The 21,596-nt window shown below is 64.7% G+C and carries 20 protein-coding genes, 2 tRNA genes and 1 pseudogene; 3 read left to right on the forward strand and 20 right to left on the reverse strand.

What is annotated here, in order from left to right:
* Window positions 1–100: 100 nt before the first annotated feature.
* The 16 genes from AUL35_RS14600 to AUL35_RS14675 form a co-directional block, all read right to left on the reverse strand.
* Window positions 101–934 carry a biotin--[acetyl-CoA-carboxylase] ligase gene (locus tag AUL35_RS14600; RefSeq protein WP_306304376.1) on the reverse strand — a complete coding sequence of 278 codons (834 nt, stop codon included), beginning with the start codon at window positions 932–934 and terminating at the stop codon, window positions 101–103.
* Complete coding sequence (nuoN, locus tag AUL35_RS14605; RefSeq protein WP_062016001.1) at window positions 895–2,340, reverse strand: NADH-quinone oxidoreductase subunit NuoN; 1,446 nt, start codon at window positions 2,338–2,340, stop codon at window positions 895–897. Before nuoN ends, AUL35_RS14600 begins: the two co-directional genes overlap by 40 nt.
* Window positions 2,341–2,358: 18 nt before the next feature.
* Complete coding sequence (locus AUL35_RS14610) at window positions 2,359–3,867, reverse strand: NADH-quinone oxidoreductase subunit M (protein WP_062016003.1); 1,509 nt, start codon at window positions 3,865–3,867, stop codon at window positions 2,359–2,361.
* Window positions 3,867–5,855: an NADH-quinone oxidoreductase subunit L gene (gene nuoL, locus AUL35_RS14615; protein WP_062016005.1), complete on the reverse strand. Its 1,989-nt coding sequence runs from the start codon at window positions 5,853–5,855 to the stop codon at window positions 3,867–3,869. Before nuoL ends, AUL35_RS14610 begins: the two co-directional genes overlap by 1 nt.
* A gap of 8 nt (window positions 5,856–5,863) precedes the next feature.
* Complete coding sequence (nuoK, locus tag AUL35_RS14620) at window positions 5,864–6,172, reverse strand: NADH-quinone oxidoreductase subunit NuoK (RefSeq protein WP_062016007.1); 309 nt, start codon at window positions 6,170–6,172, stop codon at window positions 5,864–5,866.
* A 25-nt stretch (window positions 6,173–6,197) separates the two neighbouring features.
* Window positions 6,198–6,812: an NADH-quinone oxidoreductase subunit J gene (locus AUL35_RS14625; RefSeq protein WP_062016057.1), complete on the reverse strand. Its 615-nt coding sequence runs from the start codon at window positions 6,810–6,812 to the stop codon at window positions 6,198–6,200.
* A gap of 129 nt (window positions 6,813–6,941) precedes the next feature.
* The gene (gene nuoI, locus AUL35_RS14630) at window positions 6,942–7,433 is read right to left on the reverse strand and encodes an NADH-quinone oxidoreductase subunit NuoI (protein WP_062016009.1); all 492 of its coding nucleotides are present in this window, start codon (window positions 7,431–7,433) and stop codon (window positions 6,942–6,944) included.
* Window positions 7,434–7,561: 128 nt separating this feature from the next.
* Complete coding sequence (nuoH, locus tag AUL35_RS14635; protein WP_062016012.1) at window positions 7,562–8,617, reverse strand: NADH-quinone oxidoreductase subunit NuoH; 1,056 nt, start codon at window positions 8,615–8,617, stop codon at window positions 7,562–7,564.
* Between the two features lie 10 nt (window positions 8,618–8,627).
* Window positions 8,628–10,703, reverse strand: coding sequence for an NADH-quinone oxidoreductase subunit NuoG (gene nuoG / locus AUL35_RS14640; protein WP_062016014.1), 2,076 nt, complete (start codon window positions 10,701–10,703; stop codon window positions 8,628–8,630).
* A gap of 72 nt (window positions 10,704–10,775) precedes the next feature.
* Window positions 10,776–12,083, reverse strand: coding sequence for an NADH-quinone oxidoreductase subunit NuoF (gene nuoF / locus AUL35_RS14645; protein ID WP_062016016.1), 1,308 nt, complete (start codon window positions 12,081–12,083; stop codon window positions 10,776–10,778).
* An 11-nt stretch (window positions 12,084–12,094) separates the two neighbouring features.
* Window positions 12,095–13,306: an NADH-quinone oxidoreductase subunit NuoE gene (gene nuoE / locus AUL35_RS14650; protein ID WP_062016018.1), complete on the reverse strand. Its 1,212-nt coding sequence runs from the start codon at window positions 13,304–13,306 to the stop codon at window positions 12,095–12,097.
* Between the two features lie 179 nt (window positions 13,307–13,485).
* A complete protein-coding gene (locus AUL35_RS14655) occupies window positions 13,486–14,679 on the reverse strand; it encodes an NADH-quinone oxidoreductase subunit D (RefSeq protein WP_062016019.1) in 1,194 nt (397 codons plus the stop codon).
* A 102-nt stretch (window positions 14,680–14,781) separates the two neighbouring features.
* The gene (locus AUL35_RS14660; RefSeq protein WP_082666348.1) at window positions 14,782–15,381 is read right to left on the reverse strand and encodes an NADH-quinone oxidoreductase subunit C; all 600 of its coding nucleotides are present in this window, start codon (window positions 15,379–15,381) and stop codon (window positions 14,782–14,784) included.
* A gap of 2 nt (window positions 15,382–15,383) precedes the next feature.
* Window positions 15,384–15,944 (reverse strand): NADH-quinone oxidoreductase subunit B family protein, encoded by a 561-nt coding sequence (locus AUL35_RS14665; protein WP_374754498.1) that lies wholly within the window; start codon window positions 15,942–15,944, stop codon window positions 15,384–15,386.
* Window positions 15,935–16,300: an NADH-quinone oxidoreductase subunit A gene (locus AUL35_RS14670; RefSeq protein WP_062016025.1), complete on the reverse strand. Its 366-nt coding sequence runs from the start codon at window positions 16,298–16,300 to the stop codon at window positions 15,935–15,937. The genes AUL35_RS14665 and AUL35_RS14670 overlap by 10 nt, the downstream gene beginning before the upstream one ends.
* A gap of 349 nt (window positions 16,301–16,649) precedes the next feature.
* Window positions 16,650–16,726, reverse strand: a tRNA-Asp gene (locus AUL35_RS14675).
* Between the two features lie 349 nt (window positions 16,727–17,075).
* Between AUL35_RS14675 and AUL35_RS14680 the strand changes: the two genes are divergently transcribed.
* Together AUL35_RS14680 and AUL35_RS22930 are read left to right on the forward strand one after the other, a co-directional pair.
* Window positions 17,076–17,151 (forward strand) — tRNA-Val (locus tag AUL35_RS14680).
* 419 nt (window positions 17,152–17,570) lie between these two features.
* Complete coding sequence (locus AUL35_RS22930) at window positions 17,571–17,942, forward strand: HEPN domain-containing protein (protein ID WP_244493786.1); 372 nt, start codon at window positions 17,571–17,573, stop codon at window positions 17,940–17,942.
* On the opposite strand, the pseudogene AUL35_RS22935 reads toward AUL35_RS22930, so the two are convergent.
* The 3 genes and pseudogenes from AUL35_RS22935 to AUL35_RS22205 form a co-directional block, all read right to left on the reverse strand.
* A pseudogene (locus AUL35_RS22935) lies at window positions 17,873–18,844 on the reverse strand (transposase); the annotation flags it as partial. The gene AUL35_RS22930 and the pseudogene AUL35_RS22935 sit on opposite strands and share 70 nt — an antisense overlap.
* 38 nt (window positions 18,845–18,882) lie before the next feature.
* Window positions 18,883–20,001: an acyltransferase gene (locus tag AUL35_RS14695; RefSeq protein ID WP_062016030.1), complete on the reverse strand. Its 1,119-nt coding sequence runs from the start codon at window positions 19,999–20,001 to the stop codon at window positions 18,883–18,885.
* A gap of 209 nt (window positions 20,002–20,210) precedes the next feature.
* Window positions 20,211–20,498, reverse strand: coding sequence for a hypothetical protein (locus AUL35_RS22205; RefSeq protein WP_156418010.1), 288 nt, complete (start codon window positions 20,496–20,498; stop codon window positions 20,211–20,213).
* A 186-nt stretch (window positions 20,499–20,684) separates the two neighbouring features.
* Here AUL35_RS22205 and AUL35_RS14700 point away from each other — a divergent pair, with 186 nt between their 5' ends.
* A complete protein-coding gene (locus AUL35_RS14700) occupies window positions 20,685–20,897 on the forward strand; it encodes a hypothetical protein (RefSeq protein WP_062016032.1) in 213 nt (70 codons plus the stop codon).
* Window positions 20,898–20,943: 46 nt separating this feature from the next.
* On the opposite strand, the gene AUL35_RS22625 is transcribed toward AUL35_RS14700, so the two are convergent.
* On the reverse strand, window positions 20,944–21,596 hold a 653-nt coding region (locus AUL35_RS22625), incomplete at its 5' end, for a hypothetical protein (protein WP_192847103.1).

Below are 21,596 nucleotides of genomic sequence, written 5' to 3' on the forward strand. Positions count from 1 at the left end.
CCGCCCAGCGGCACGAATACCAGTTCGTTCACACTATCTCTCTTCGAATTCGCCCGTTCGGGCAGTCACAGTTCAGTTCGGCGTGGGACCTTGCCCGCCATCAATTAGCGAAGCCGTCGCGGCCGTTCGGCGCGCCGGGCAGGAGAAAAAGGTCGCCAGCGGAAAACAGACGAAGCTCACCGCCGGGGAGTTCGAGGATCAGACGGCCGTTCTCGTCGAGGTCACGCAGCAGACCGGAAATCGCGGATCCATCCGGGAGGTTCACCCGGCAGGGCTCGCCAACTCCCCGCGCGTGACCGAGCCAACGTTCTCGTATGAGGGCGAAGTGGCGTCCGGATGACCAGATGTCCAGAGCCTGCCGCATGCCCGACGCCAGCGCGAAGAACACGTCGTCGAGCGAAGCGTCGACGCCGGCGCTGCGCAAGGTCGCGACTTGATACGGAGCTTGCGTCGGACCGTGCGCGACGTTGACGCCGCAGCCGATGACGACGGCTTGCCGACCGTTCGCAAGCCGCTCGCTTTCCAGAAGGATACCGACCGCCTTACCGCCGCCGACCAGAACATCGTTCGGCCACTTGATCTCGACGGTATCGGGATCGAGACCGCGGAGACGAGCCAACCCGTCGCGTGCACCGAGCGCTGCGACGAGCGGCAGATTGGAAAGAGCGGCCACCGGAGCCGGATCGATCAGGAGAAGCGACGCGTAGAGATTTCCACGCTCGGAAACCCATGTACGCCCGCGCCTCCCCCGGCCGGCGGATTGGCGTTCGGCGGTGACCCACAAGGGTCCGGGATCACCGGCGCGGGCCGCCTCGAGGGCGACGCTGTTGGTCGACCCGACCTCGTCGAGCGCCAGCCGCCGGACGGCGGCTGATCGGGTGGTCGACGAAACGCTCAGAAGAAGGACTGAGCTGCGGCCGCGGCGGCCGCGAATATCGGTCCGGCCAACACGATATAGGCCGGGAAGACGAACAGCGTCGCCGCCCCCATCACGACCTTGAGCTCGGTCCCCATCGGCTCGAAGCCGCCGACCGGTTCGTCGAACCACATCACCTTCACGACCCGCAGGTAGTAGAACAGGCCGATCGTCGACGCGACGACGCCGATCACGGCCAGGGGAACGAGACCGGCCTGAACGGCCGCGACGAAGACGTAGTACTTGCCCCAGAACCCGAGCAGCGGCGGCAGGCCCGCCAACGAGAGCATCAGCGCCGACAGTGCGATCGCGAGGATCGGATGCGTACGCGACAGGCCCGACAGGTCGGATACGTGCTCGACCATCCCTTCGGAGCGGCGCATGGCGAGAATGACCGCGAAGGTGCCGAGCGTCATGGCGACGTAGGTTACCATGTAGATCAGAACGCCCTGCACGCCCTGCTCCGTTCCCGCGGCGAGACCGACGAGCACGTAGCCCATGTGACCGATCGACGAATAAGCCATGAGGCGCTTGAGGTTGCGCTGGCCGATCGCGGCAAACGAGCCGAAGACCATGGAGGCAATCGAGATGAAGACGAGAACCTGCTGCCAGTCCGGCGTGAGCGGGCCGAAGCCCTGCACCGTGAAGCGCGTGAGCAGCGCAACGGCCGCAACCTTGGGCGCACCGGCGAGAAGCGCTGTCACCGGCGTCGGCGCTCCCTCGTACACGTCCGGCGTCCACATGTGGAACGGCACGGCCGACATCTTGAAGGCGAGCCCGGACAGCACGAACACGAGGCCGACCAGCAGGCCGACGGAGCGAGCGCCCTCCTGGGCCACATGAGCCGCGATGGCAGTGAACTCGATCTGTCCTGTGAACCCGTAAACCAGCGAGGCGCCGTAGAGGAGCATGCCCGACGACAGAGCGCCCAGAACGAAGTACTTAAGTCCCGCCTCCGTCGACTTCACCTGATCGCGCGCGATCGCGGCGATGACGTAGATCGCCAGCGACTGCAGTTCGAGACCGAGATAAAGCGCGATGAGATCCCCGGCCGAGACCATCAGCATCATGCCGATGGTGGACAGGACCACGAGCACTGGAAACTCGAAGCGATCGAAATGCTGCGCCGTCGCGACGTTCACCGACATCAGGAGCGCCGCGGCCGAGCCGATCAGAACGAGCGTCTTCATGAAGCGCGCGAACGGATCGAGGATCACGGAGCCGCCGAAGGCGACGCCGTCCGGCGCGACGAACATCAGCCAGAAGGCCGCAAACAGGGTCAGGCCGACGGCCAGCGACAGAACGGTCCGGCCCGAGCGCTCGCCCAGGAACGTCCCGACCATGAGAAGGCCCATGGCACCGACGGCCATGATGAGTTCAGGCCCGACGATCGGCAGGCTGTCCGCGACGAATTGCGAGAACATGAGTGTCTCCTGCCGTTCTTATTGCGCCGAGGCGACGCTGCTGGCCGCCTCAAGGGCCGCCGTGTAGCTGCTTAGAATGTTGTCCACCGAGGCGGCCGTGACATCGAAGACAGGCATCGGGTAGACGCCGAAGAAGACGGTCAGAACAGCGAGCGGGTAGAGCAGCAGCTTCTCGCGCGGCGAGAGGTCGAGGATGGTGCGAAGGTTCTCCTTCGTCAGCGCGCCGAGAATGACGCGACGGAAGAGCCAGAGCGCATAGGCCGCCGACAGGATGATGCCGGTGGTGGCGAAGATCGCGACCCAGGAATTGGCGCGGAACGCGCCCATGAGGGTCAGGAATTCGCCGACGAAGCCCGACGTGCCCGGCAGGCCGACATTGCCCATCGTGAAGAGCAGCATCATCGCGGCATAAGCCGGCATGCGGTTGACGAGACCGCCGTAGGCGGTGATGTCGCGGGTGTGCATGCGGTCGTAGACGACGCCGACGCAGAGGAAGAGCGCACCCGAGATCAGGCCGTGGCTCAGCATCTGGAAGATCGCGCCCTGCAATCCCTGCTCGTTCGCCGCGAAGATGCCCATGGTCACGAAGCCCATGTGCGCGACCGACGAGTAGGCGATCAGCTTCTTGATATCCTCCTGCATCAACGCGACGAGCGACGTGTAGATGATCGCGACGACGGAGAGCGTGAAGACGAATGGCGCGAAGTCGGCCGATGCCAACGGGAACATCGGCAGCGAGAAGCGGATGAAGCCGTAGCCGCCGAGCTTCAGGAGGATGCCGGCGAGGATCACCGACCCTGCGGTCGGCGCCTCGACGTGCGCGTCCGGCAGCCAGGTGTGGACGGGCCACATCGGCATCTTCACGGCGAAGGACGCGAAGAAGGCGAGCCAGAGCCAGGTCTGCATCGAAGCCGGAAACTGGTAGCGCAGGAGGTCTGGGATCGAGGTCGTGCCGCTCACTGCGTACATCGACATGATCGCAACCAGCATCAGCACGGAGCCGAGGAAGGTGTAGAGGAAGAACTTATACGAGGCGTAGATTCGCCGCTTGCCGCCCCAAACGCCGATGATCAGGAACATCGGGATGAGCGAGCCTTCGAAGAAGACGTAGAACAGCACGATGTCGAGCGCGCAGAAGACGCCGACGACCAGCGTCTCCAAGACAAGGAACGCGATCATGTAGGACTTCACGCGCGTCTGGATCGCCTCGCGGCTGGCGAGGATGCAGATCGGCAGAAGGAAGGTCGTGAGGATCACGAAGAGCATCGAGATGCCGTCGACGCCCATCCGGTAGGCGATGCCGCCCGAAAGCCACTCCGCCTCCTCGACGAACTGGAAGCCTGCCACGCCCTCGTCGAAGCCGATCCAGATGAAGAGCGACAGGACGAAGGTGAAGCCCGAGGTCCAGAGCGCGATGCGACGGATGTTGTCTCGTCCGCCCGGCGCATCCTCGTTCGTGAAGAGGATAAGGAGCGCGCCGATCAGCGGAAGAAAGGTGATGGTCGATAGGATCGGCCAGCCGGACATCAGCGCATTCCCCCGAACATCATGAAGGTGACGAGCGCCGCGACGCCGATCAGCATGACGAAGGCATAGTGGTATAGGTAGCCGGTCTGCAGTTGCACGACGCGGTTGGTGACATCGAGAACCCGCGCCGAGATGCCGTCGGGACCCAGGCGGTCGATGACGGCGCCGTCACCCTTCTTCCACAGGAAGCGGCCGAGCCACTTGGCCGAGCGAACGAACAGGAAGTCGTAGAGCTCGTCGAAGTACCACTTGTTGAGAAGGAACTTGTAGAGCCCCGAATTGCGGGCGGCGAGCTGCGCCGGCTTCTCGGGCGAGCGGATGTAGAAGACGTAGGCGACGATGAAGCCCAGCGCCATCGCGATGGTCGGTGACCAGACGACGAGCCCCGGCACCTCATGCGACTCATGGAGAATGTGGTTCTCCGGACCCGAGAAGAGCGCGCCGTTCCAGAAGGCGTCGTAGGAGCCGCCCAGGAAGAACGGGTAGAAGACGATGCCCGCCAGCAGCGCGCCGACCGACAGGACGTAGAGCGGCACGAGCATCACCTTGGGCGACTCGTGGACGTGGTGCATGACCTCATGGCTCGCACGCGGCTTGCCGTGGAAGGTCATGAACACGAGACGCCAGGAATAGAAGCTCGTCAGAGCCGCCGCGATGACGGTCATGATATAGCCGTACATCGCGAAGGCGTTCTCGCCCGCGAACGCGCTCTCGATGATCGCGTCCTTGGAATAGTAGCCGGCCGTGAACGGGAAGCCGGTCAGCGCGAGGGTGCCGATCATCATGGTCCAGTAGGTGACCGGGATGTGCTTCCGAAGGCCGCCCATGTGGCGCATGTCCTGCTCGCCATCGACGGCGTGAATAACCGAGCCGGCACCGAGGAACAGAAGCGCCTTGAAGAAGGCGTGCGTGAAGAGGTGGAAGACCGCCGCTCCGTAGGCGCCGACGCCGAGCGCCACGAACATGTAGCCAAGCTGCGAGCAGGTCGAGTAGGCGATGACGCGCTTGATGTCGTTCTGGACGAGACCGACCGTCGCGGCGAAGAACGCCGTCGTCGCGCCGATGAACGTCACGAAGGTCAGCGCCGAGTGGCTGAGCTCGAAGACCGGCGACATGCGCGCGAGCATGAACACCCCTGCGGTCACCATGGTCGCCGCATGGATCAGCGCCGAGACCGGCGTCGGGCCTTCCATCGCGTCCGGCAGCCAGGTGTGCAGGCCGATCTGCGCCGACTTGCCCATGGCGCCCATGAACAGGAGCAGGCAAATCGCCGTCATCGCGCCGGCAGCCGAAAGCGAGTATCCCGCGAACTGCAGGATTGGCTGGCCTGCTTCGGCCGCCTCGCCCGCCGCCGCGCCGTGCTCGCCGCCGAGTTGCGCCACCATCTGGCCGGCGCCCGCGAAGATGTCCGTGAGGTTCACGGAACCGAACACCGCGAACAGGCCGAAGATGCCGAGCGCGAAGCCGAAATCGCCGACGCGGTTGACGACGAAGGCCTTCATGGCCGCCGCGTTGGCCGAGGGCTTCTGGTACCAGAAGCCGATGAGGAGATAGGAGGCGAGACCGACGCCCTCCCAGCCGAAGAACATCTGAACGAGGTTGTCGGCCGTCACCAGCGTGAGCATGGCGAACGTGAAGAGCGAGAGGTAGGCGAAGAAGCGCGGCCGGGAGTCGTCATGGTGCATGTACCCGATCGAGTACACGTGAACGAGCGCAGACACCGTGTTGACGACGACCAGCATGACGAGTGTCAGCCGGTCGATGCGCAGGGACCAGGATACGTCGAGCGTCCCGGCCTTCATCCATTGCAGGACCTTGATGCTTTCGACACCGTCGACGCCCACCAGGAAGGCGATCCAGGACAGGACCGCCGCGACGATCAACAGGCCCGACGTGACATATTCGGAGTTCTTGGCACCGATCGCATTGCCGAAGAGGCCGGCGATGAGGAAGCCAATGAGCGGGAGAAGGACGATCAGCGTGTACATCGCCGCGCTCAGCCTTTCATCGTGTTGACGTCGTCGACCGCGATCGAGCCGCGGTTGCGGAAGAAGACCACCAGGATCGCGAGGCCGATGGCCGCCTCGGCCGCCGCGACCGTCAGGATGAACAGGGCGAAGACCTGTCCTGCGAGGTCGTTGAGGAAGTGCGAGAAGGCGACGAGGTTGAGGTTCACCGAGAGAAGGATCAGCTCCACCGACATGAGGATGGTGATGATGTTCTTGCGGTTCATGAAGATGCCGAACACGCCCGTGACGAACAGGATGGCGGCAACCGTGAGATAGTGTCCGAGGCCGACGGCCATGGCTTTCGTTCCTTGAACCGTTTCCTCAGATGCCTTTGCCGGTCTCGACCTTGCGGATCTCGATGGCGGAAGCCGGATCGCGCGCGACCTGGACCGGGATGGACTGGCGCTTGGAGTTGTGGGTGCGGCGCAGGGTCAGGACGATCGCTCCGACCATGGCAACGAAGAGGATGAGGCCCGCGACCTGGAAGAAGAAGACGTAGCGGGTGTAGAGCACCGCGCCGAGCGCCTGAATGTTCGACATCTGCTCCAGCGGCGGGATCGGCATGACCGTCGAGCCCGACAGCTGCGGGTCGAAGTAGCCGCCCGATACCGCGATCACGAGCTGCGCCAGGAGAACGACGCCGATGATCGCTCCGATCGGCGCATATTCGAGCGCGCCCTGCTTGATGCGGCCGAAGTCCAGATCCAGCATCATCACGACGAAGAGGAACAGGATCGCCACCGCGCCGACATAGACGACGATCAGGATCAGCGCGAGGAACTCGGCCCCAGTCAGGAGAAAGAGGCCGGCGGCCGCGACGAAGGTCAGGATCAGGAAAAGGACCGAATGGACCGGGTTGCGGGCCAGGACGACCATGAGGGCCGAGCCGACCGCGACCAGCGCGAAGAGGTAGAAGAAAAAGGCCTGCAGCCCCAACATGCCGGGCTCCCCTGATCTGGGTTCGACGTCCAGCCACCGAACACCCTCAAGGGTCGGCGGCGGCGCGTATCGGTGCGATCGAGACTGGAGCCGGGACTCAACGAGCCCCGCCCCTGCGGCGACCGATTAACGGTAAGGCGCGTCCAGCGCAATGTTGCGAGCGATCTCGCGCTCCCAACGGTCGCCGTTCGCAAGGAGCTTCTCCTTGTCGTAGTAGAGCTCTTCGCGCGTCTCGGTCGAGAACTCGAAGTTCGGCCCCTCGACGATCGCATCCACCGGGCAGGCTTCCTGGCAGAAGCCGCAATAGATGCACTTCACCATGTCGATGTCGTAGCGCACCGTGCGGCGCGTGCCGTCGTTGCGTCGCGGACCGGCCTCAATGGTGATGGCCTGTGCCGGACACACCGCCTCGCAGAGCTTGCAGGCGATGCAACGCTCCTGGCCGTTGGGATAGCGCCGCAGCGCGTGTTCGCCGCGAAACCGCGGGCTGACCGGGTTCTTCTCGAACGGGTAGTTCACCGTCGCCTTAGGCGCGAAGAAGTAGCGCATGGAGAGCCCGAAGGCCTTCACGAACTCGATCAGGAACAGGGATCGTATGGTCTGGGTCAGCGCGGTCATCGAGTGGCCTCTCGTCTCCGTCTCCGGAGCCAGAACGGGGTGGGCGCGCCGATCGGTCTGCGCGCCACGTCAATCTCATAGCACCTCGTCCGGTCTTCGCCGGACGAGAGGTCTGGGGTGCCGATCCGTCAGGAAACGGCCGCCGCGCCCCAGCCCATGATCTGCAGCACGAAGGCGACGATCACGACCATCGCAAGCGAGATCGGAAGGAACACCTTCCAGCCGAGGCGCATCAGCTGGTCGTAGCGGTAGCGCGGCACGAACGCCTTCACCATCGCGAACAGGAAGAAGCAGAACGCGACCTTGGCAAGGAACCAGATGACCCCGGGCACCCAGGTGAAAGGCGCAAAGCCGAAGGGCGGCAGCCAGCCTCCGAGGAACAGGATCGTCATCAGGCAGCACATCAGCGTAATCGCCGCGTACTCGCCGAGCATGAACATCATGTACGGGGTCGAGCCGTACTCGACCATGAAGCCCGCGACGAGCTCCGACTCGGCTTCCGGCAGATCGAAGGGCGGCCGGTTCGTCTCCGCGAGCGCCGAGATGAAGAAGATCACGAACATCGGGAACAGAGCGAGCCAGTGCCAGTCGAGGAAGCTCGACGGCAGGCCAACCATGGTGCCGGGGCCGGTCGCCTGCGCCATGACGATGTCGGTCAGGTTCAGCGATCCGACGCAGAGCAGGACGGTGACGATCACGAAGCCGATCGACACCTCGTAGGACACCATCTGGGCCGCCGAGCGAAGCGCGCCGAGGAAGGCGTATTTCGAGTTCGACGCCCAGCCGCCCATGATCACGCCGTAGACCTCAAGCGAGGAGATGGCGAAGATGTAGAGGATGCCGATGTTGATGTCGGCGATCACCCAGCCGTCGGCCACCGGCACGACCGCGAAGGTCGCGAGCGCCAGCGTCACCGCGACCAGGGGCGCGAGCAGGAAGACCGGCTTGTCGGCCGAGGCCGGGATCATCGGCTCCTTCAGGACGAACTTCAGAAGGTCGGCGAAGGACTGGAACAGGCCGAACGGTCCGACGACATTGGGGCCGCGCCTCATCTGCACGGCGGCCCAGATCTTGCGGTCCGCCAGAAGGATGTAGGCGATCAGCACCAGAAGAACGACGAGGAAGAGCAGGCTCTGCCCGAGGATCACCAGCGCCGGCCAGACATAGGTCGAGAAGGTTTCCATGAGCTCGGTCCTATTCCGCGGCTTCGAGGTGCTCGGCCCGCGCGAGGCGCGAGCACTCCGCCATCACCTTCGAGGCGCGGGCGATCGGATTGGTGAGATAGAAGTCGCCCAGACGCGAGGCGAAAGCCTCGCCGCTCGGCGTGCCGGCCCGGTCGGCCAGCGCCGTGATGACGCCGGCATCCGACGCGACGGGATCGCCCGGACGGATCGCGGCGACGGCGCCGACAAGCTCGCGGCGCAGGGCGCCGAGGGAGTCGTAGGGAAGCTTCTGGCCCAAAACGGCCGAAAGCGCGCGGAAGATCGCCCACTCCTCGCGGGCCTCGCCCGGCGGGAAGGCCGCCCGGCTACCGACCTGGACGCGTCCCTCGGTGTTCACCCAAGTGCCCGACTTCTCGGTATAGGCGGCGCCCGGCAGGATCACGTCGGCGCGGTGCGCGCCCCGGTCGCCATGCGTGCCCAGATAGACGACGAAGGGGCCAGGCGCGATCTCGATCTCGTCCGCGCCGAGGTTGAAGAGGACGTCGACGCCGCCTGCCGCCATCTCGCGGGCCGTCTTGCCGCCCCGGCCCGGCACGAAGCCGATGTCGAGGCCGCCGACGCGGCTGGCTGCCGTATGCAGGACGTTGAAGCCGTTCCAGCCGTCCTTCACCGCCCCGATCTCGCGCGCGAGCGCGGCGACCGCCGCGAGCACGTCGGCGCCGTTGGCACCGGCCAGCGGCCCCTGCCCCACGATGATCATCGGCTTGGAAGCGTTGCGCAGCGCATCGAAGAAGTCGCGGTTCGCCCCCTCGATGTCGGCCAGCGTCTGCGGGCCGGCACCAAGATAGGTGTAGGCGTAGCGAAGGTCGACGTTCTCGCCGATCATGCCGACCGGGAACGCCCCGCGCCGCCACCGCTTGCGGATGCGCGCGTTGAGGACCGGCGCCTCGAAGCGTGGGTTGGCGCCGATGATGAGGAGCGCGTCCGCGTCCTCGATACCGGCGATCGTCGTGTTGAAGATGTACGAGGCGCGGCCGTCAGCCGGATCGAGCTGCGCGCCGTCCTGGCGGCAGTCGACGTTCGCGGAGCCGAGCGAAGCGAGAAGCCCCTTGGCGGCCCACATGTCCTCGACCGCCGAGAGATCGCCGGCGATCGCGCCGACGCGCTCGCCGGGCACGCCCTGCAGCTTCTGCCGGATCGCCTCGAACGCCTCGGGCCAGGAGACCGGCTGGAGGCGGCCGTCGCGGCGCAGATACGGACGATCCAGTCGCTGTGTGCGAAGGCCGTCCCAAACGAACCGCGTCTTGTCCGAGATCCACTCCTCGTTCACCAGATCGTTGGTGCGGGGCAGGATGCGCATCACCTCGCGGCCGCGCGTGTCCACACGGATCGCCGAGCCGACCGCGTCCATGACGTCGACGGACTCGGTCTTCGTCAGCTCCCACGAGCGCGCCTGGAAGGCATAGGGACGCGACGTCAGCGCGCCGACCGGGCAAAGGTCGATCACGTTGCCCTGCAGCTCCGACGTCATCGCCTGCTCGAGGTAGGTCGTAATCTCGGCGTCCTCGCCACGACCAACCAGGCCCAGCTCGGAGATGCCGGCGACCTCGGTCGTGAAGCGGACGCAGCGCGTGCAGTGGATGCAGCGCGTCATGATCGTCTTGACGAGCGGACCGATATACTTGTCCTCGACCGCGCGCTTGTTCTCCGTGTAGCGCGAGCTGTCGACACCGAAGGCCATGGCCTGGTCCTGCAGGTCGCATTCGCCACCCTGGTCGCAGATCGGGCAATCCAGCGGGTGGTTGATCAGGAGAAACTCCATCACCCCCTCGCGGGCCTTCTTCACCATCGGCGTGTTGGTGAAGATCTCAGGCGCCTCGCCGTTCGGGCCGGGACGCAGGTCACGAACGCCCATGGCGCAGGAGGCCGCAGGCTTGGGCGGTCCGCCCTTCACCTCGACGAGGCACATGCGGCAGTTGCCGGCGACCGACAGGCGCTCGTGAAAACAGAAGCGCGGGATTTCGGCACCCGCCTCCTCCGCCGCCTGCAGCAGCGTGTAGTGATCGGGAACCTCGATCTCGCGGCCGTCGACTTTGATCTTTGCCATCTTCTTCTTCTCAGTCTGGACGCACCAGCGAACCGTTCGTCCCTCGCGGGGCGGCAGGCGTGCGAGAAAATCCTATTCGGCGGCCTGCAGGACCGGACGGCGGTCCATGTCGGCGTTGCGCGAGAACTCGTCGATGCGGCGCTCGATCTCGGCACGGAAGTGGCGCACCAGTCCCTGGATCGGCCAGGCCGCCGCGTCGCCGAGCGCGCAGATCGTGTGACCCTCGACCTGCTTGGTGACGTCGAGCAGCATGTCGATCTCGCGCTTCTGCGCGTTGCCGACGACCATGCGCTCCATGACGCGCCACATCCAGCCGGTGCCCTCGCGGCAGGGCGTGCATTGGCCGCAGCTCTCATGCTTGTAGAAATAGGCCAGTCGCGCGATCGCCCGCACGATGTCGGTCGACTTGTCCATCACGATCACGGCGGCGGTGCCGAAGGAGGACTTCACCTCGCGCATGCCGTCAAAGTCCATCGGCGCGTCGAGGATCTGCTCGCCGGGAACCAGCGGACAGGACGAGCCGCCTGGGATGACCGCCAGAAGGTTCTCGTAACCTCCGCGGACGCCACCGCAATGCTTGTCGATCAGCTCGCGGAACGGGATGCCCATGGCTTCTTCGACCGTGCAGGGCTTGTTCACGTGCCCCGAGATGGAGAAGAGCTTGGTGCCCGTGTTGTTCGGGCGGCCGATGCCGGCGAACCACGCGCCGCCGCGACGCAGGATGGTCGGCGCGACCGCGATGGACTCGACGTTGTTGACGGTCGTCGGGCAACCGTAGAGGCCCATGTTCGCCGGGAACGGCGGCTTCAGGCGCGGCTGGCCCTTCTTGCCCTCGAGGCTTTCGAGAAGCGCCGTCTCCTCGCCGCAGATGTAGGCCCCGGCACCATGATGGACGAAGATGTCCATGTCCCAGCCGCATTTGTTGTCGCGACCGAGGAGGCCTTCCTCGTAGCACTCGTCGATCGCGCGCTGGAGCGCCTCGCGCTCGCGAATGTATTCGCCTCGCACGTAGATGTAGGCGGTGTGCGCGCCCATCGCGAACCCGGCGATGACGCAGCCCTCCACCAGCGTGAAGGGATCGTTGCGCATGATCTCCCGGTCCTTGCAGGTCCCGGGCTCCGACTCGTCGGCGTTGACGACGAGGTAATGCGGTCGCTCGCCGACCTCTTTCGGCATGAAGGACCACTTGAGACCCGTCGGGAAGCCGGCGCCGCCGCGACCGCGAAGGCCCGACGCCTTCATCTCGTTGATGATCCAGTCGCGGCCCTTGCCGATGAGGTCGGCCGTTCCGTCGAAGTGGCCGCGTTTCATCGCGCCCTTCAGGCTCTTGTCCCGAAGGCCGTAGATATTGGTGAAGATACGGTCCTGATCCTGCAGCATCGCTCGGCTCCTCAGTCCTTCGTATCGCGGTCGGTCTTGGGCTGCGAACGGTTCTCCGCACCCGATGGCGTCGAGGCTGCGGGATTGACGGCCTCGTCGCTCGTGTTCCGCCGCTCGCCCTCGAACGTGCCGGAGGCGCTGGCATTCCGATTGCCGAGATCTTCGGCACCGCTAGCTGCCGGTGGCGCGTCGCCCGGGACGCGCTTGAAGTCCTGCACGACGCGGTCTTCGGCTGCCTCGCCCTTGGTCTTCAGCGGACCATCGGAGCGGGGCTCGCCGTCGCTGTTGCCGGCGGCCTCGCCGAACTCGGCGGCATCCCGCTCGACCTGCCCGGTCGGACCCTGCTTCGAGCCACCCTCGCGCCCGGCACCGGGCGTCTTGGCGCCCTTCGAGGGATCGACGCTGGCGGCATCATCAGCCCGATTGTCGGCTGCTGCCGCGGCCGCCGGGCTCGGCCCCTTCATCGAACTGTCGGTTTCAGCGGCATGCGTATCGACGCGAGCGGCCTGCGACTCGGCCGAAACATTCCCGCCCGCACCGGCTCCCTGCGCTGGCGCGTCGTTCGCGGCAGGTGTGCGCTCAACGCGATTCCCGCTCTGGTCACCCTCGTCCCGGAACGAGGTGAGCGTCGTCAGGCCACCGACAGGCACCGAAAGGTGACGATCGATCTGGGGCCCCTTGCGGACGCTCTCGCCGCGGCCGGCTTCGAACTCGTCGATGATCTCGCCCAGGCGCTCGCCCGTGAGATCCTCGTATGTATCCTTGAAGATCATGACCATCGGCGCGTTCACGCAAGCGCCCAGGCACTCGACCTCCTCCCAGGACAGGGTGCCGGATGCGTTCGGGTGCAGCGGCTCTGGATGGATCTTCTCGCGGCAGACGCGCTTCAGCTCGTCCGACCCGCGCAGCATGCAAGGCGTCGTGCCGCAGACCTGAACGTGGGCCCGTGTGCCGACCGGCTTCAGCTGGAACTGCGTATAGAAGGTCGCGACCTCGAGGACGCGGATCATCGGCATGCGCAGCCGATCGGCCACATGCTCGATCGCGGCCTTCGTCACCCAGCCGTCCTGGTCCTGCGCCCGCATCAGGAGCGGGATCACGGCGGACTGCTGCCGCCCTTCCGGATAGCGACGGATCAGCGTCTCGGCCCAGGCCTCGTTGTCGCTGGAGAAGGCGAAGGTCTGGGGTTGTGCGGCCTCTTCCGCAAGGCGTCGGACGGACATCGGACCTCGATTTCAGAACGGTTCCAAGGACACGCTCGTTTTGCGGCGCGTTCTATCACAGTATCGACAAAAGGCCAGCCGCCGGAGCTCCGACAGCCGGATCGCGACGGCCTGTCGCGCAAGGCTTTCGTCCGGCGCGGCGATGGGCTCGCGCATGTCGGACGGTCAGGCGTTCAACGTCAGCGATCGACCTCGCCGAAGACGATGTCGCACGATCCGAGGATCGCCGACACGTCCGCCAGCATGTGGTCGCGGCACAGGAAGTCCATCGCCTGGAGATGGGCGAAGCCCGGCGCACGGATCTTGCAGCGGTAGGGCTTGTTGGTGCCGTCGGCGACGAGATAGACGCCGAACTCGCCCTTGGGCGCCTCGACCGCCGCGTAGATCTCGCCCTCGGGCACGTGGAAGCCTTCGGTATAGAGCTTGAAGTGGTGGATCAGCGCTTCCATCGAACGCTTCATGGTCGAGCGCTTGGGCGGCACGACCTTGCCTTCGGTCGAGGCGATCGGACCGGCGCGGTCGCGGCCGGCCAAGCGCTCGATGCACTGCTTCATGATGGAGGTAGACTGACGCATCTCCTCCATGCGGATGAGGTAGCGGTCGTAGCAGTCGCCGTTCTTGCCGATCGGAATGTCGAATTCCATCTCGCCGTAGCACTCGTAGGGCTGCGACTTGCGCAGGTCCCATGCGGCGCCGGAACCGCGCACCATCACGCCGGAGAAGCCGAGCGCAAAGGCGTCGTCCAGCGCGACCACGCCGATGTCGACGTTACGTTGCTTGAAGATGCGGTTGCCAGTGAGCAGCTCGTCGATGTCGGCGACCGCCTTCAGGAACGGGTCGCACCACGCGCCGATATCGTCGACCAGTTGCGGGTCGAGATCCTGATGGACGCCGCCCGGACGAAAGTAGGCCGCATGCAGGCGCGCGCCGCTCGCCCGCTCGTAGAAGCCCATCAGCTTCTCGCGCTCCTCGAAGCCCCAGAGCGGAGGCGTCAGGGCGCCGACGTCCATGGCCTGCGTCGTGACGTTGAGAAGGTGGGATAGGATGCGGCCAATTTCGCAGTAGAGAACGCGGATCAGCTGCGCCTTGATCGGCACCTCGACGCCGGCCAGCCTCTCGACGGCCAGGCAAAAGGCGTGCTCCTGGTTCATCGGCGCGACGTAGTCGAGACGGTCGAAATACGGGATCGCCTGCAGATACGTCTTCTGTTCGATCAGCTTCTCGGTGCCGCGATGCAAAAGGCCGATATGCGGATCGACGCGCTCGACGTTCTCGCCGTCGAGTTCGAGAACGAGACGCAGAACCCCGTGCGCCGCCGGATGCTGCGGTCCGAAGTTGATGTTGAAGTTCCGGACGTCGATCATCTCGGCCATGGCGACACCTCTTGTCGGGGAGAAGGTCTCGTCGCGTCGGAGCGCGCCAAGACCCGCAGTCTCATTCAATGGAGGGCAGACCGAACGGGCCCGCCCCTGCCGTCAGTTGGCCTTTGCCTTCTCGTCGCCCGGCAGCACGTAGTCCGTACCCTCCCAAGGCGAGAGGAAGTCGAAGGAGCGCATTTCCTGGCGAAGCTCGACGGGTTCGTAGACGACTTGCTTCAGGTGCTCGTCATAGTGGACCTCGACGAAGCCGGTCATCGGGAAGTCCTTGCGTAGCGGATGTCCCTCGAAGCCGTAGTCCGTCAGGATGCGGCGAAGATCCGGATGCCCGGTGAACAGGATCCCGTAGAGATCGTAGGCTTCGCGCTCAAACCAGTCCGCACCCGGGAAGATGCCGGTGATCGAGGGAACCGGCTCGTCCTCCTCGGTCGACACCTTCACTCGGATGCGCATGTTGTGGCGCGGCGACAGAAGGTGCGTGACGACCTCGAAGCGGTCCGGGCGGTTCGGATAGTCCACACCGCACAGATCGATGAAGCAGGTGAACAAGCACCGCGCGTCGTCCCGCAGGAAGGTGACGAGCTCGGGCAGATCGCTGGGCGCAACGGTGACGCTCAGGTCGCCAAAAGCGACGTCGCGCGCCAGCAGCTTATCGCCGAAGCGCTCAGCGAGATGGTCGGAGAGTTCAGCCAGGGCCATCATCAACGCTCGATCGTTCCGACGCGGCGAATCTTCTTCTGGAGAAGCAGAACGCCGTAGAGCAGCGCCTCGGCGGTCGGCGGGCAGCCGGGAACGTAGATGTCGACCGGCACGACCCGGTCGCAGCCACGCACCACCGAATAGCTGTAGTGGTAGTAGCCGCCGCCGTTGGCGCACGATCCCATGGAGATAACGTAGCGCGGCTCCGGCATCTGGTCGTAGACCTTTCGGAGCGCGGGGGCCATCTTGTTGGTCAGCGTGCCGGCGACGATCATGACGTCCGACTGGCGCGGGCTGGCACGCGGCGCGAAGCCGAAGCGCTCCGCGTCGTAGCGCGGCATCGACATCTGCATCATTTCGACGGCGCAGCACGCCAGGCCGAAGGTCATCCACATGAGCGAGCCCGTGCGGGCCCACTGGATGAGATCTTCGGTCGAGGTGACGATGAAGCCTTTGTCGGCGAGCTCGTTATCGACGTCCGCGACGAAGGGGTCAGCGGCCGGCGAAACCTTCTGCAGGTCAGAACGCGCGGCGAACGGCGCGGAAGCGGGGTTCAATCCCATTCGAGGGCACCTTTCTTCCATTCATAGACGAAGCCGACCGTGAGCACGCCCAAGAACACCATCATCGACCAGAGACCAGCCCAGCCGAGTTCGCCGAACGACGCCGCCCACGGAAACAGGAAGGCGACCTCGAGGTCGAAGATGATGAACAGGATCGAGACGAGGTAGAAGCGGACATCGAACTTCATGCGGGAGTCGTCGAAGGCATCGAAGCCGCATTCGTAGGCCGAGAGCTTCTCGTCGTCCGGCGCCTTGAAGGCGAGAAGGAACGGCGAGATCAGCAACGCCAGCCCGATAAGGAGGGCGACGCCCACGAATATGACGATCGGAAGATACGATCCCAGAAGCTGATTCACCGCTCGCAGACCTCGTTCGACTCGCCTAAAACGGCGTTCGCCTGCACCCGGACGACCCGCTGCGGAAAGCATCGGATCGCACGGGTCAGGTAAGCACTGGAAGGGTTGCCGCAATGCGTCCAACGGCCACGGCCGACCCTTCGCATCTGCAGCGACGCTTAGACCCTTCCCAAACTACGCGCAAGGCAGCGCGACGCGATGCCCGATGCGAATTTAGGAGCGTCGGCGACACGATACAGTTTGGGCCGACACGCGGACTATCGAGCGCGGAACAAGGGACTTGGTTCGGAATGGTGAGGACAGGAGGAGACGTCCTATCGATCATCATATGAACATATGAGACCGAAAATGGCGCGAGTGACGGGGCTCGAACCCGCGACCTCCGGCGTGACAGGCCGGCACTCTAACCGACTGAGCTACACCCGCGCTTGGTGCCGCTGGCGTGTTCGTCAGCGGCATGAGCGGCGGTTTACGGAAGCTGCCCGCCCCTGTCAACAGCCCTTCGTCGCTTATCGCTCGGACGCTCGAAGATTCTTCCGCAATGCCGCCTCGTGCCATGTGCGGCTGCGAACAACCGGGCGCTCGAGGCATCATGAGAGCGAAATGGCGATGCGCCAGCGCGGCAGCAGGTTCGACTGGAGGTCGGACCCGACAACCGTCGAAGGCTGGCTTCTCCAGCCCGCATGTCTCGCCCTGACCCCTTACAAAGGAATGGACGACAAACGTCTTGCGAGACCGCCCGCGAGGCTTTATCCAGCGATTTCGCAGCTCGGGCGGGCGATTAGCTCAGTTGGTAGAGCGCCTCGTTTACACCGAGGATGTCGGGAGTTCGAGTCTCTCATCGCCCACCATCGTTTGCAGGCCTTTCGACGCTCGGCCCTTGAGATCCGCGGAGAAAACCGCGGAGGAAACCCGGTCTGGCACGCCTCGCGATCTGATCTCCAAGGGCATCCGCGACGAGTTTCGCGAGGTGTTCGTCAGCCTCTTCACGCTCAGGACGATCGACGACGCGTTCTCGATCGTCGACATCCCATGGCGCGAGACCGACGTCGCGCCAGGTCATCGTCGATCGCAGGTCGAGGGCTTCTACGCCAGCATCGACTTCACGTCCCCGACGTCCGTCGCCCCACTCCTACTCGTGTTCGAAGAGGTCCTCTTCCAGCTCCACGACGCGACGGACGCAGAGAGGGCACGAGCCTTCGACCGTCTCATCGCTCGGTTGGAGCGTGACGGTTTCAAGCGAGAGAACGGCCGCCTGGTGTCGGCGAGCATGACAGTCCGGACCGTCGACGTGCGGGATCTCACGGCGGCGACGGAGGAAGCGGTCCACGAACACATCGCGAAGGCCAACGAGGATCTAGCGGCCGGCGAGTACGCCGACGCCATCCTGTACTGCTACAACCTGGTCGAGCAGCTCCTGAAGGCGGTCCTGCGGGAACGAGGCGTCGAGTTCAAGGCGAGTCAGGGCGACATCCGGACCCTCTACAACATGGTCGCGAGCGAGCTCGGTCTGAACCCGGGCGAGGACACGATCGAGCGGCCCCTGAGGCCCATCCTGGAAGGGTTGCAGAAGCTCGTTTCCGGGATCTTGACAGGCAGGATGCTCGTGCCCTCGCAGGCCAGCACCTCTTCGCCGTTGTAGTACCCACGATCGGCGACGACCGTGACCTGCGTGGCACCGATCGCCTCTTGGGCCTTGCCGCCCATCGAGACGAGCTGCGTGCGGTCGTGCCCCTCGTTGACGACGTCATGCGCGACAACGAGATGGTGCTCGGGATCCTCTGCGATCTGGACGATGTAGCCGACGATGCCGGTGCCGCGCCCGCTGGTTGCCATCGAGCGCGCGTCGGGGTCGGTCAGCGAGACCTGTCCCCGTTCGGATGCTCCGACTTCAAGCTGCATCTGGCACAGGAACGCCATCTGACGGCGCAGCCCCGCGATCTTCTCCCCGATGCGCTGGACCCGGCTTCGGGAACATCGTTCGGCTCCTTGTCGGTCCGGTCGAGGGCCGCAAGGTTAGCGGACAATGCTGGCATCGACCTGCTCGATCTGCTTGGCCACCTTGACCGCGGTGAAGTTGCGATCGCGGTTGTTCACGGCTTTGAACTTCGAGCCGTCGATGGCTGCCACCGCTCCGGCATAGAGCCCACGCTGGCGGCACAGCACCACGAAGTGCCGGCACGCCGCCTGGATCGCGAGCCCGTTGTCGCGCCGCAACAGGGCGAACGTCTTGTGGTCGGGCGCCAGGCGGCCCACCAGCCACAAGACCTCGACATTGCGCTGCGCCTCGCGCTCCAGTCGGCGGCTGGACGGGACGCGGTTCAGATAGCCGTAGAGGTAGAGCTTCAGTAGCGTCGCCGGATCGTAGGCCGGACGTCCCGCCGAAGCAGGCTCCGAACGGGCAAAGCCTAGCGCACTCAAATCGAGTTCGTCGATGAAGGCTTCGACGACGCGCACCGGGTTGTCCTCGGTCACGTAGTCGTCTAGCGAAGTGGGAAGAAGCCAGGACTGGCGCCGATCTTCCCCTTCGATGAACCGACCCATGCCGGCCTCCTCAGGTGAGACCGCAAGCTTAACTCAGATTAGGGTTTTGACACAGCCTCGGTCGGTCCGAGATGTTCCGTGAAGGGCGGTTGGCGTTTACGGCGGAAGACGGCGAGAATCGGCTTCTCGACGATCCAGTAGCTCAGCGAGCCGCCGACGATGATGATGAGCGTCGCGACGATCGTGATCAGTGTCGGATCGATGCTCGAGAGGAAGCCTCGCTTTAAAAGCCCCCCCAGCGTGACCGTTGCGAGCGTATGGGTCAGATACAACGAATAGGATGCCGTACCGAGCTGGAAGAGTGCATGTTCGATGCGATTCGAGCTCGGTCTGTTCGAGATGACAGCCGCAAGGACGAGGAAGATCGACGGCACGCCCCAGGTGACGAACCGGGGAGCGCCGTCGAACGGGAAGGCTATAGTCGCGGCCAACCAAGTGAGGCCGACGATGGTGAGAACGACGGCAGGAATCGGTTGCCGCACCATCGGCCGCGTCTGGCCGAAGCGCACCCACCAAGCGATCGCAGCGCCCGCTAGGAATTCGTAGATCAAGGACGATCCGAGCCACTGGCGGAAGGCGAATGTCTCGACGGCGGCGAGGGTTAGGGCCTGAAGAGCGACCATCGCGACCGCCAGACCCAGCAAACGCCTTCGCAGCGGCAGGAAAAGAATCATGACTGCCGCGACGGCATAAAAGTAGAGCTCGAACGAGAGGGTCCAACCTTGATCGAGGACGGGGTGGACCTGGCCCGGCGCACGTTCAAACGGTATCAGCGCGTAGGACGCGACGATCCAGCCGAACGTCAGTCGCGTGTTTGCCAGTGCGAGGCCCGCGGTCATGGCGCCGAGAAGGATGGTCGTCCAGAACCAGTAGAGAGGCACGACGCGCGTGAAGCGATGCCACAGGTGGAGGCCGGCCGCCCTTACCCCCGTTGCTGCGCCCATCGTGTAGAATATGATGAACCCGCTGATGACGAAGAAGATGTCGACGCCGGCGGCACCAAATTCCCAAATCGCCGGGTGCTCCCGCAGAACGAAAGGATCGGTCCGTGCGCTGACCACCTGGAACGCCGTGTGGTGGAAGACCACGAGGCTCGCTGCCAGGCCGCGCAGATATTGAATCGGATACTGGGTCCGCGCCTGATTGATCGATGCCATCGCGGCTCCTCAGCCCCAGTCGCCCACAACTCTCGGCGTCGCGGCGTACTGAGCCGATTTCCCCTACGTCGGCAAGGCGTGTTGCGTCCTCTCGGTTACGCGACGATCCGCATCGCGGTTGGACGCCTTGCGTGGCCCTTTAGATGCTACCCCTAACGCCCAGGCCAATCTCGTCGGTGAGTGATGGCGCTGATGTCTGTAGCCCGGTCCTACTGGTTGACCACAACGCTGGAGCTGTTCGACTTCGGCGGAATCGGGATGCTGCGCGCCGCACCGACCGTTCCCGTTTGCCGCCGAATCAGAAGTCTGCGCCGTTGCTCGAGTTCGGTGTTCGTCCGTTCGAGAGAGCGCTCACCAACGGTCCGACGGTCGCTGGTGCGCTGGTCTTCGAGGCGCTGCCGCAAGTCGCTCGCGTCCGTCGATTGCGCGTAAGCCGGTGCCAGCGGGACTGCGCCACCCAAAGCAAGGCAAACGGCAGCAAGAATCGCGCGTCTCATGTCACTGATCTCCTGTCTTCCGCGTAGCTAACATATGGCTCGCAACCGGACTCGGCGAGACAACGCGCCCAAACGGTTATTTCAACCAGGATTGCGCCGACTTTTCATGCTGCCTACCTCAATCGGGGGATGCGAAAGCGCACGGGTAAGTTGATGTTATGAGTGGCGACAGTTGAGGCCACAACGATGACTACCGATACGCACCGCACCGATTTCTTGGCGACACCACGCATCACGCGCAGCTTCGTCGCGCATGACGAGGCGCTCCATCCTACCTTTCAGGAGGAGCCCATGCCGCCGAACCTAACCTTTGCGGCGCTGATCGTGCTCGCAGGTGCTGCGGTCCCGCTCGCAGCCATCGTCGCCATATGCATGCTCGTGGCTCATATTCTCTGGTAGTGGACAGCGGCGCGTCGCGCGAGCGGCCGGTCGGCGCGCGCCAGACTCAACCCAGATCGACCGTCCGCGTCGCCGGATGCATCCCCGCGACGACGTCGGAACTTCCGGCAATTTCCATGCCGAATTGGTCCCGCATCGTTTTGGTCAACAAGCGCAGGCCCAGCACATAGCGGAGCAGCAAGACGGGGAGCCTCCGCCCCGCCCCATCCGACCGCTGCTCTTCAGGTCGACGACCATGGGTCGAGACCCGGTGCACGACACCGGCAAAAGGAAGCGCGCGCAGTGGTATGCCGCGTCGATCGTGTTCCTTAGCGACGGCCGCCGCGTCGAGATAGATCGACAAGTCAGCGACGGGCCGTTCCTCTCGACCGTCGCCGTCGAGGTCGTAGAACGTCGTTCGAACGATCTGATACGCTGTTCTGTGCGCTGAAAGCCCCCGAGTTTCAAACAAAGAGCGGCCACCCTCGGACCAAAGATAACCTTGCTCGATTTGCCGTCCCGTCTCGTCTCCGTCGCGACGCATGAAGGCGACAAAATCACGGTGGACGAAGTCGCCCGGTTCGACGACCATCAAGAACACGGACTCACGCACATATGCGATGCCGATCCGGCAGCGCTCGGCGCGCTCGTTTGTCAGATTGGATTCGGCGTCACCCGGCGCAATTTCCGGTCGGGCAAGCAACGCGTCGACTCGCTCCA

It is taken from the genome of Aureimonas sp. AU4, assembly GCF_001463765.1.
GTDB lineage: Bacteria > Pseudomonadota > Alphaproteobacteria > Rhizobiales > Rhizobiaceae > Aureimonas.

What these genes read in the sequence shown, in the direction of transcription:
- AUL35_RS14610 (WP_062016003.1), bottom strand. Translation starts at nt 3,867, where the DNA reads ATGTCCGGCTGGCCGATCCTATCGACCATCACCTTTCTTCCGCTGATC.
- nuoE (WP_062016018.1), bottom strand. Translation starts at nt 13,306, where the DNA reads ATGTCCGTCCGACGCCTTGCGGAAGAGGCCGCACAACCCCAGACCTTC.
- AUL35_RS14700 (WP_062016032.1), top strand. Translation starts at nt 20,685, where the DNA reads ATGACTACCGATACGCACCGCACCGATTTCTTGGCGACACCACGCATC.
- AUL35_RS22930 (WP_244493786.1), top strand. Translation starts at nt 17,571, where the DNA reads ATGACAGTCCGGACCGTCGACGTGCGGGATCTCACGGCGGCGACGGAG.
- nuoH (WP_062016012.1), bottom strand. Translation starts at nt 8,617, where the DNA reads ATGGAAACCTTCTCGACCTATGTCTGGCCGGCGCTGGTGATCCTCGGG.
- AUL35_RS14660 (WP_082666348.1), bottom strand. Translation starts at nt 15,381, where the DNA reads ATGGCCCTGGCTGAACTCTCCGACCATCTCGCTGAGCGCTTCGGCGAT.
- AUL35_RS14665 (WP_374754498.1), bottom strand. Translation starts at nt 15,944, where the DNA reads ATGGGATTGAACCCCGCTTCCGCGCCGTTCGCCGCGCGTTCTGACCTG.
- nuoI (WP_062016009.1), bottom strand. Translation starts at nt 7,433, where the DNA reads ATGACCGCGCTGACCCAGACCATACGATCCCTGTTCCTGATCGAGTTC.
- nuoF (WP_062016016.1), bottom strand. Translation starts at nt 12,083, where the DNA reads ATGCTGCAGGATCAGGACCGTATCTTCACCAATATCTACGGCCTTCGG.
- nuoN (WP_062016001.1), bottom strand. Translation starts at nt 2,340, where the DNA reads ATGTTCTCGCAATTCGTCGCGGACAGCCTGCCGATCGTCGGGCCTGAA.
- nuoK (WP_062016007.1), bottom strand. Translation starts at nt 6,172, where the DNA reads ATGGCCGTCGGCCTCGGACACTATCTCACGGTTGCCGCCATCCTGTTC.
- AUL35_RS14655 (WP_062016019.1), bottom strand. Translation starts at nt 14,679, where the DNA reads ATGGCCGAGATGATCGACGTCCGGAACTTCAACATCAACTTCGGACCG.
- nuoG (WP_062016014.1), bottom strand. Translation starts at nt 10,703, where the DNA reads ATGGCAAAGATCAAAGTCGACGGCCGCGAGATCGAGGTTCCCGATCAC.
- AUL35_RS22205 (WP_156418010.1), bottom strand. Translation starts at nt 20,498, where the DNA reads ATGAGACGCGCGATTCTTGCTGCCGTTTGCCTTGCTTTGGGTGGCGCA.
- AUL35_RS14695 (WP_062016030.1), bottom strand. Translation starts at nt 20,001, where the DNA reads ATGGCATCGATCAATCAGGCGCGGACCCAGTATCCGATTCAATATCTG.
- nuoL (WP_062016005.1), bottom strand. Translation starts at nt 5,855, where the DNA reads ATGTACACGCTGATCGTCCTTCTCCCGCTCATTGGCTTCCTCATCGCC.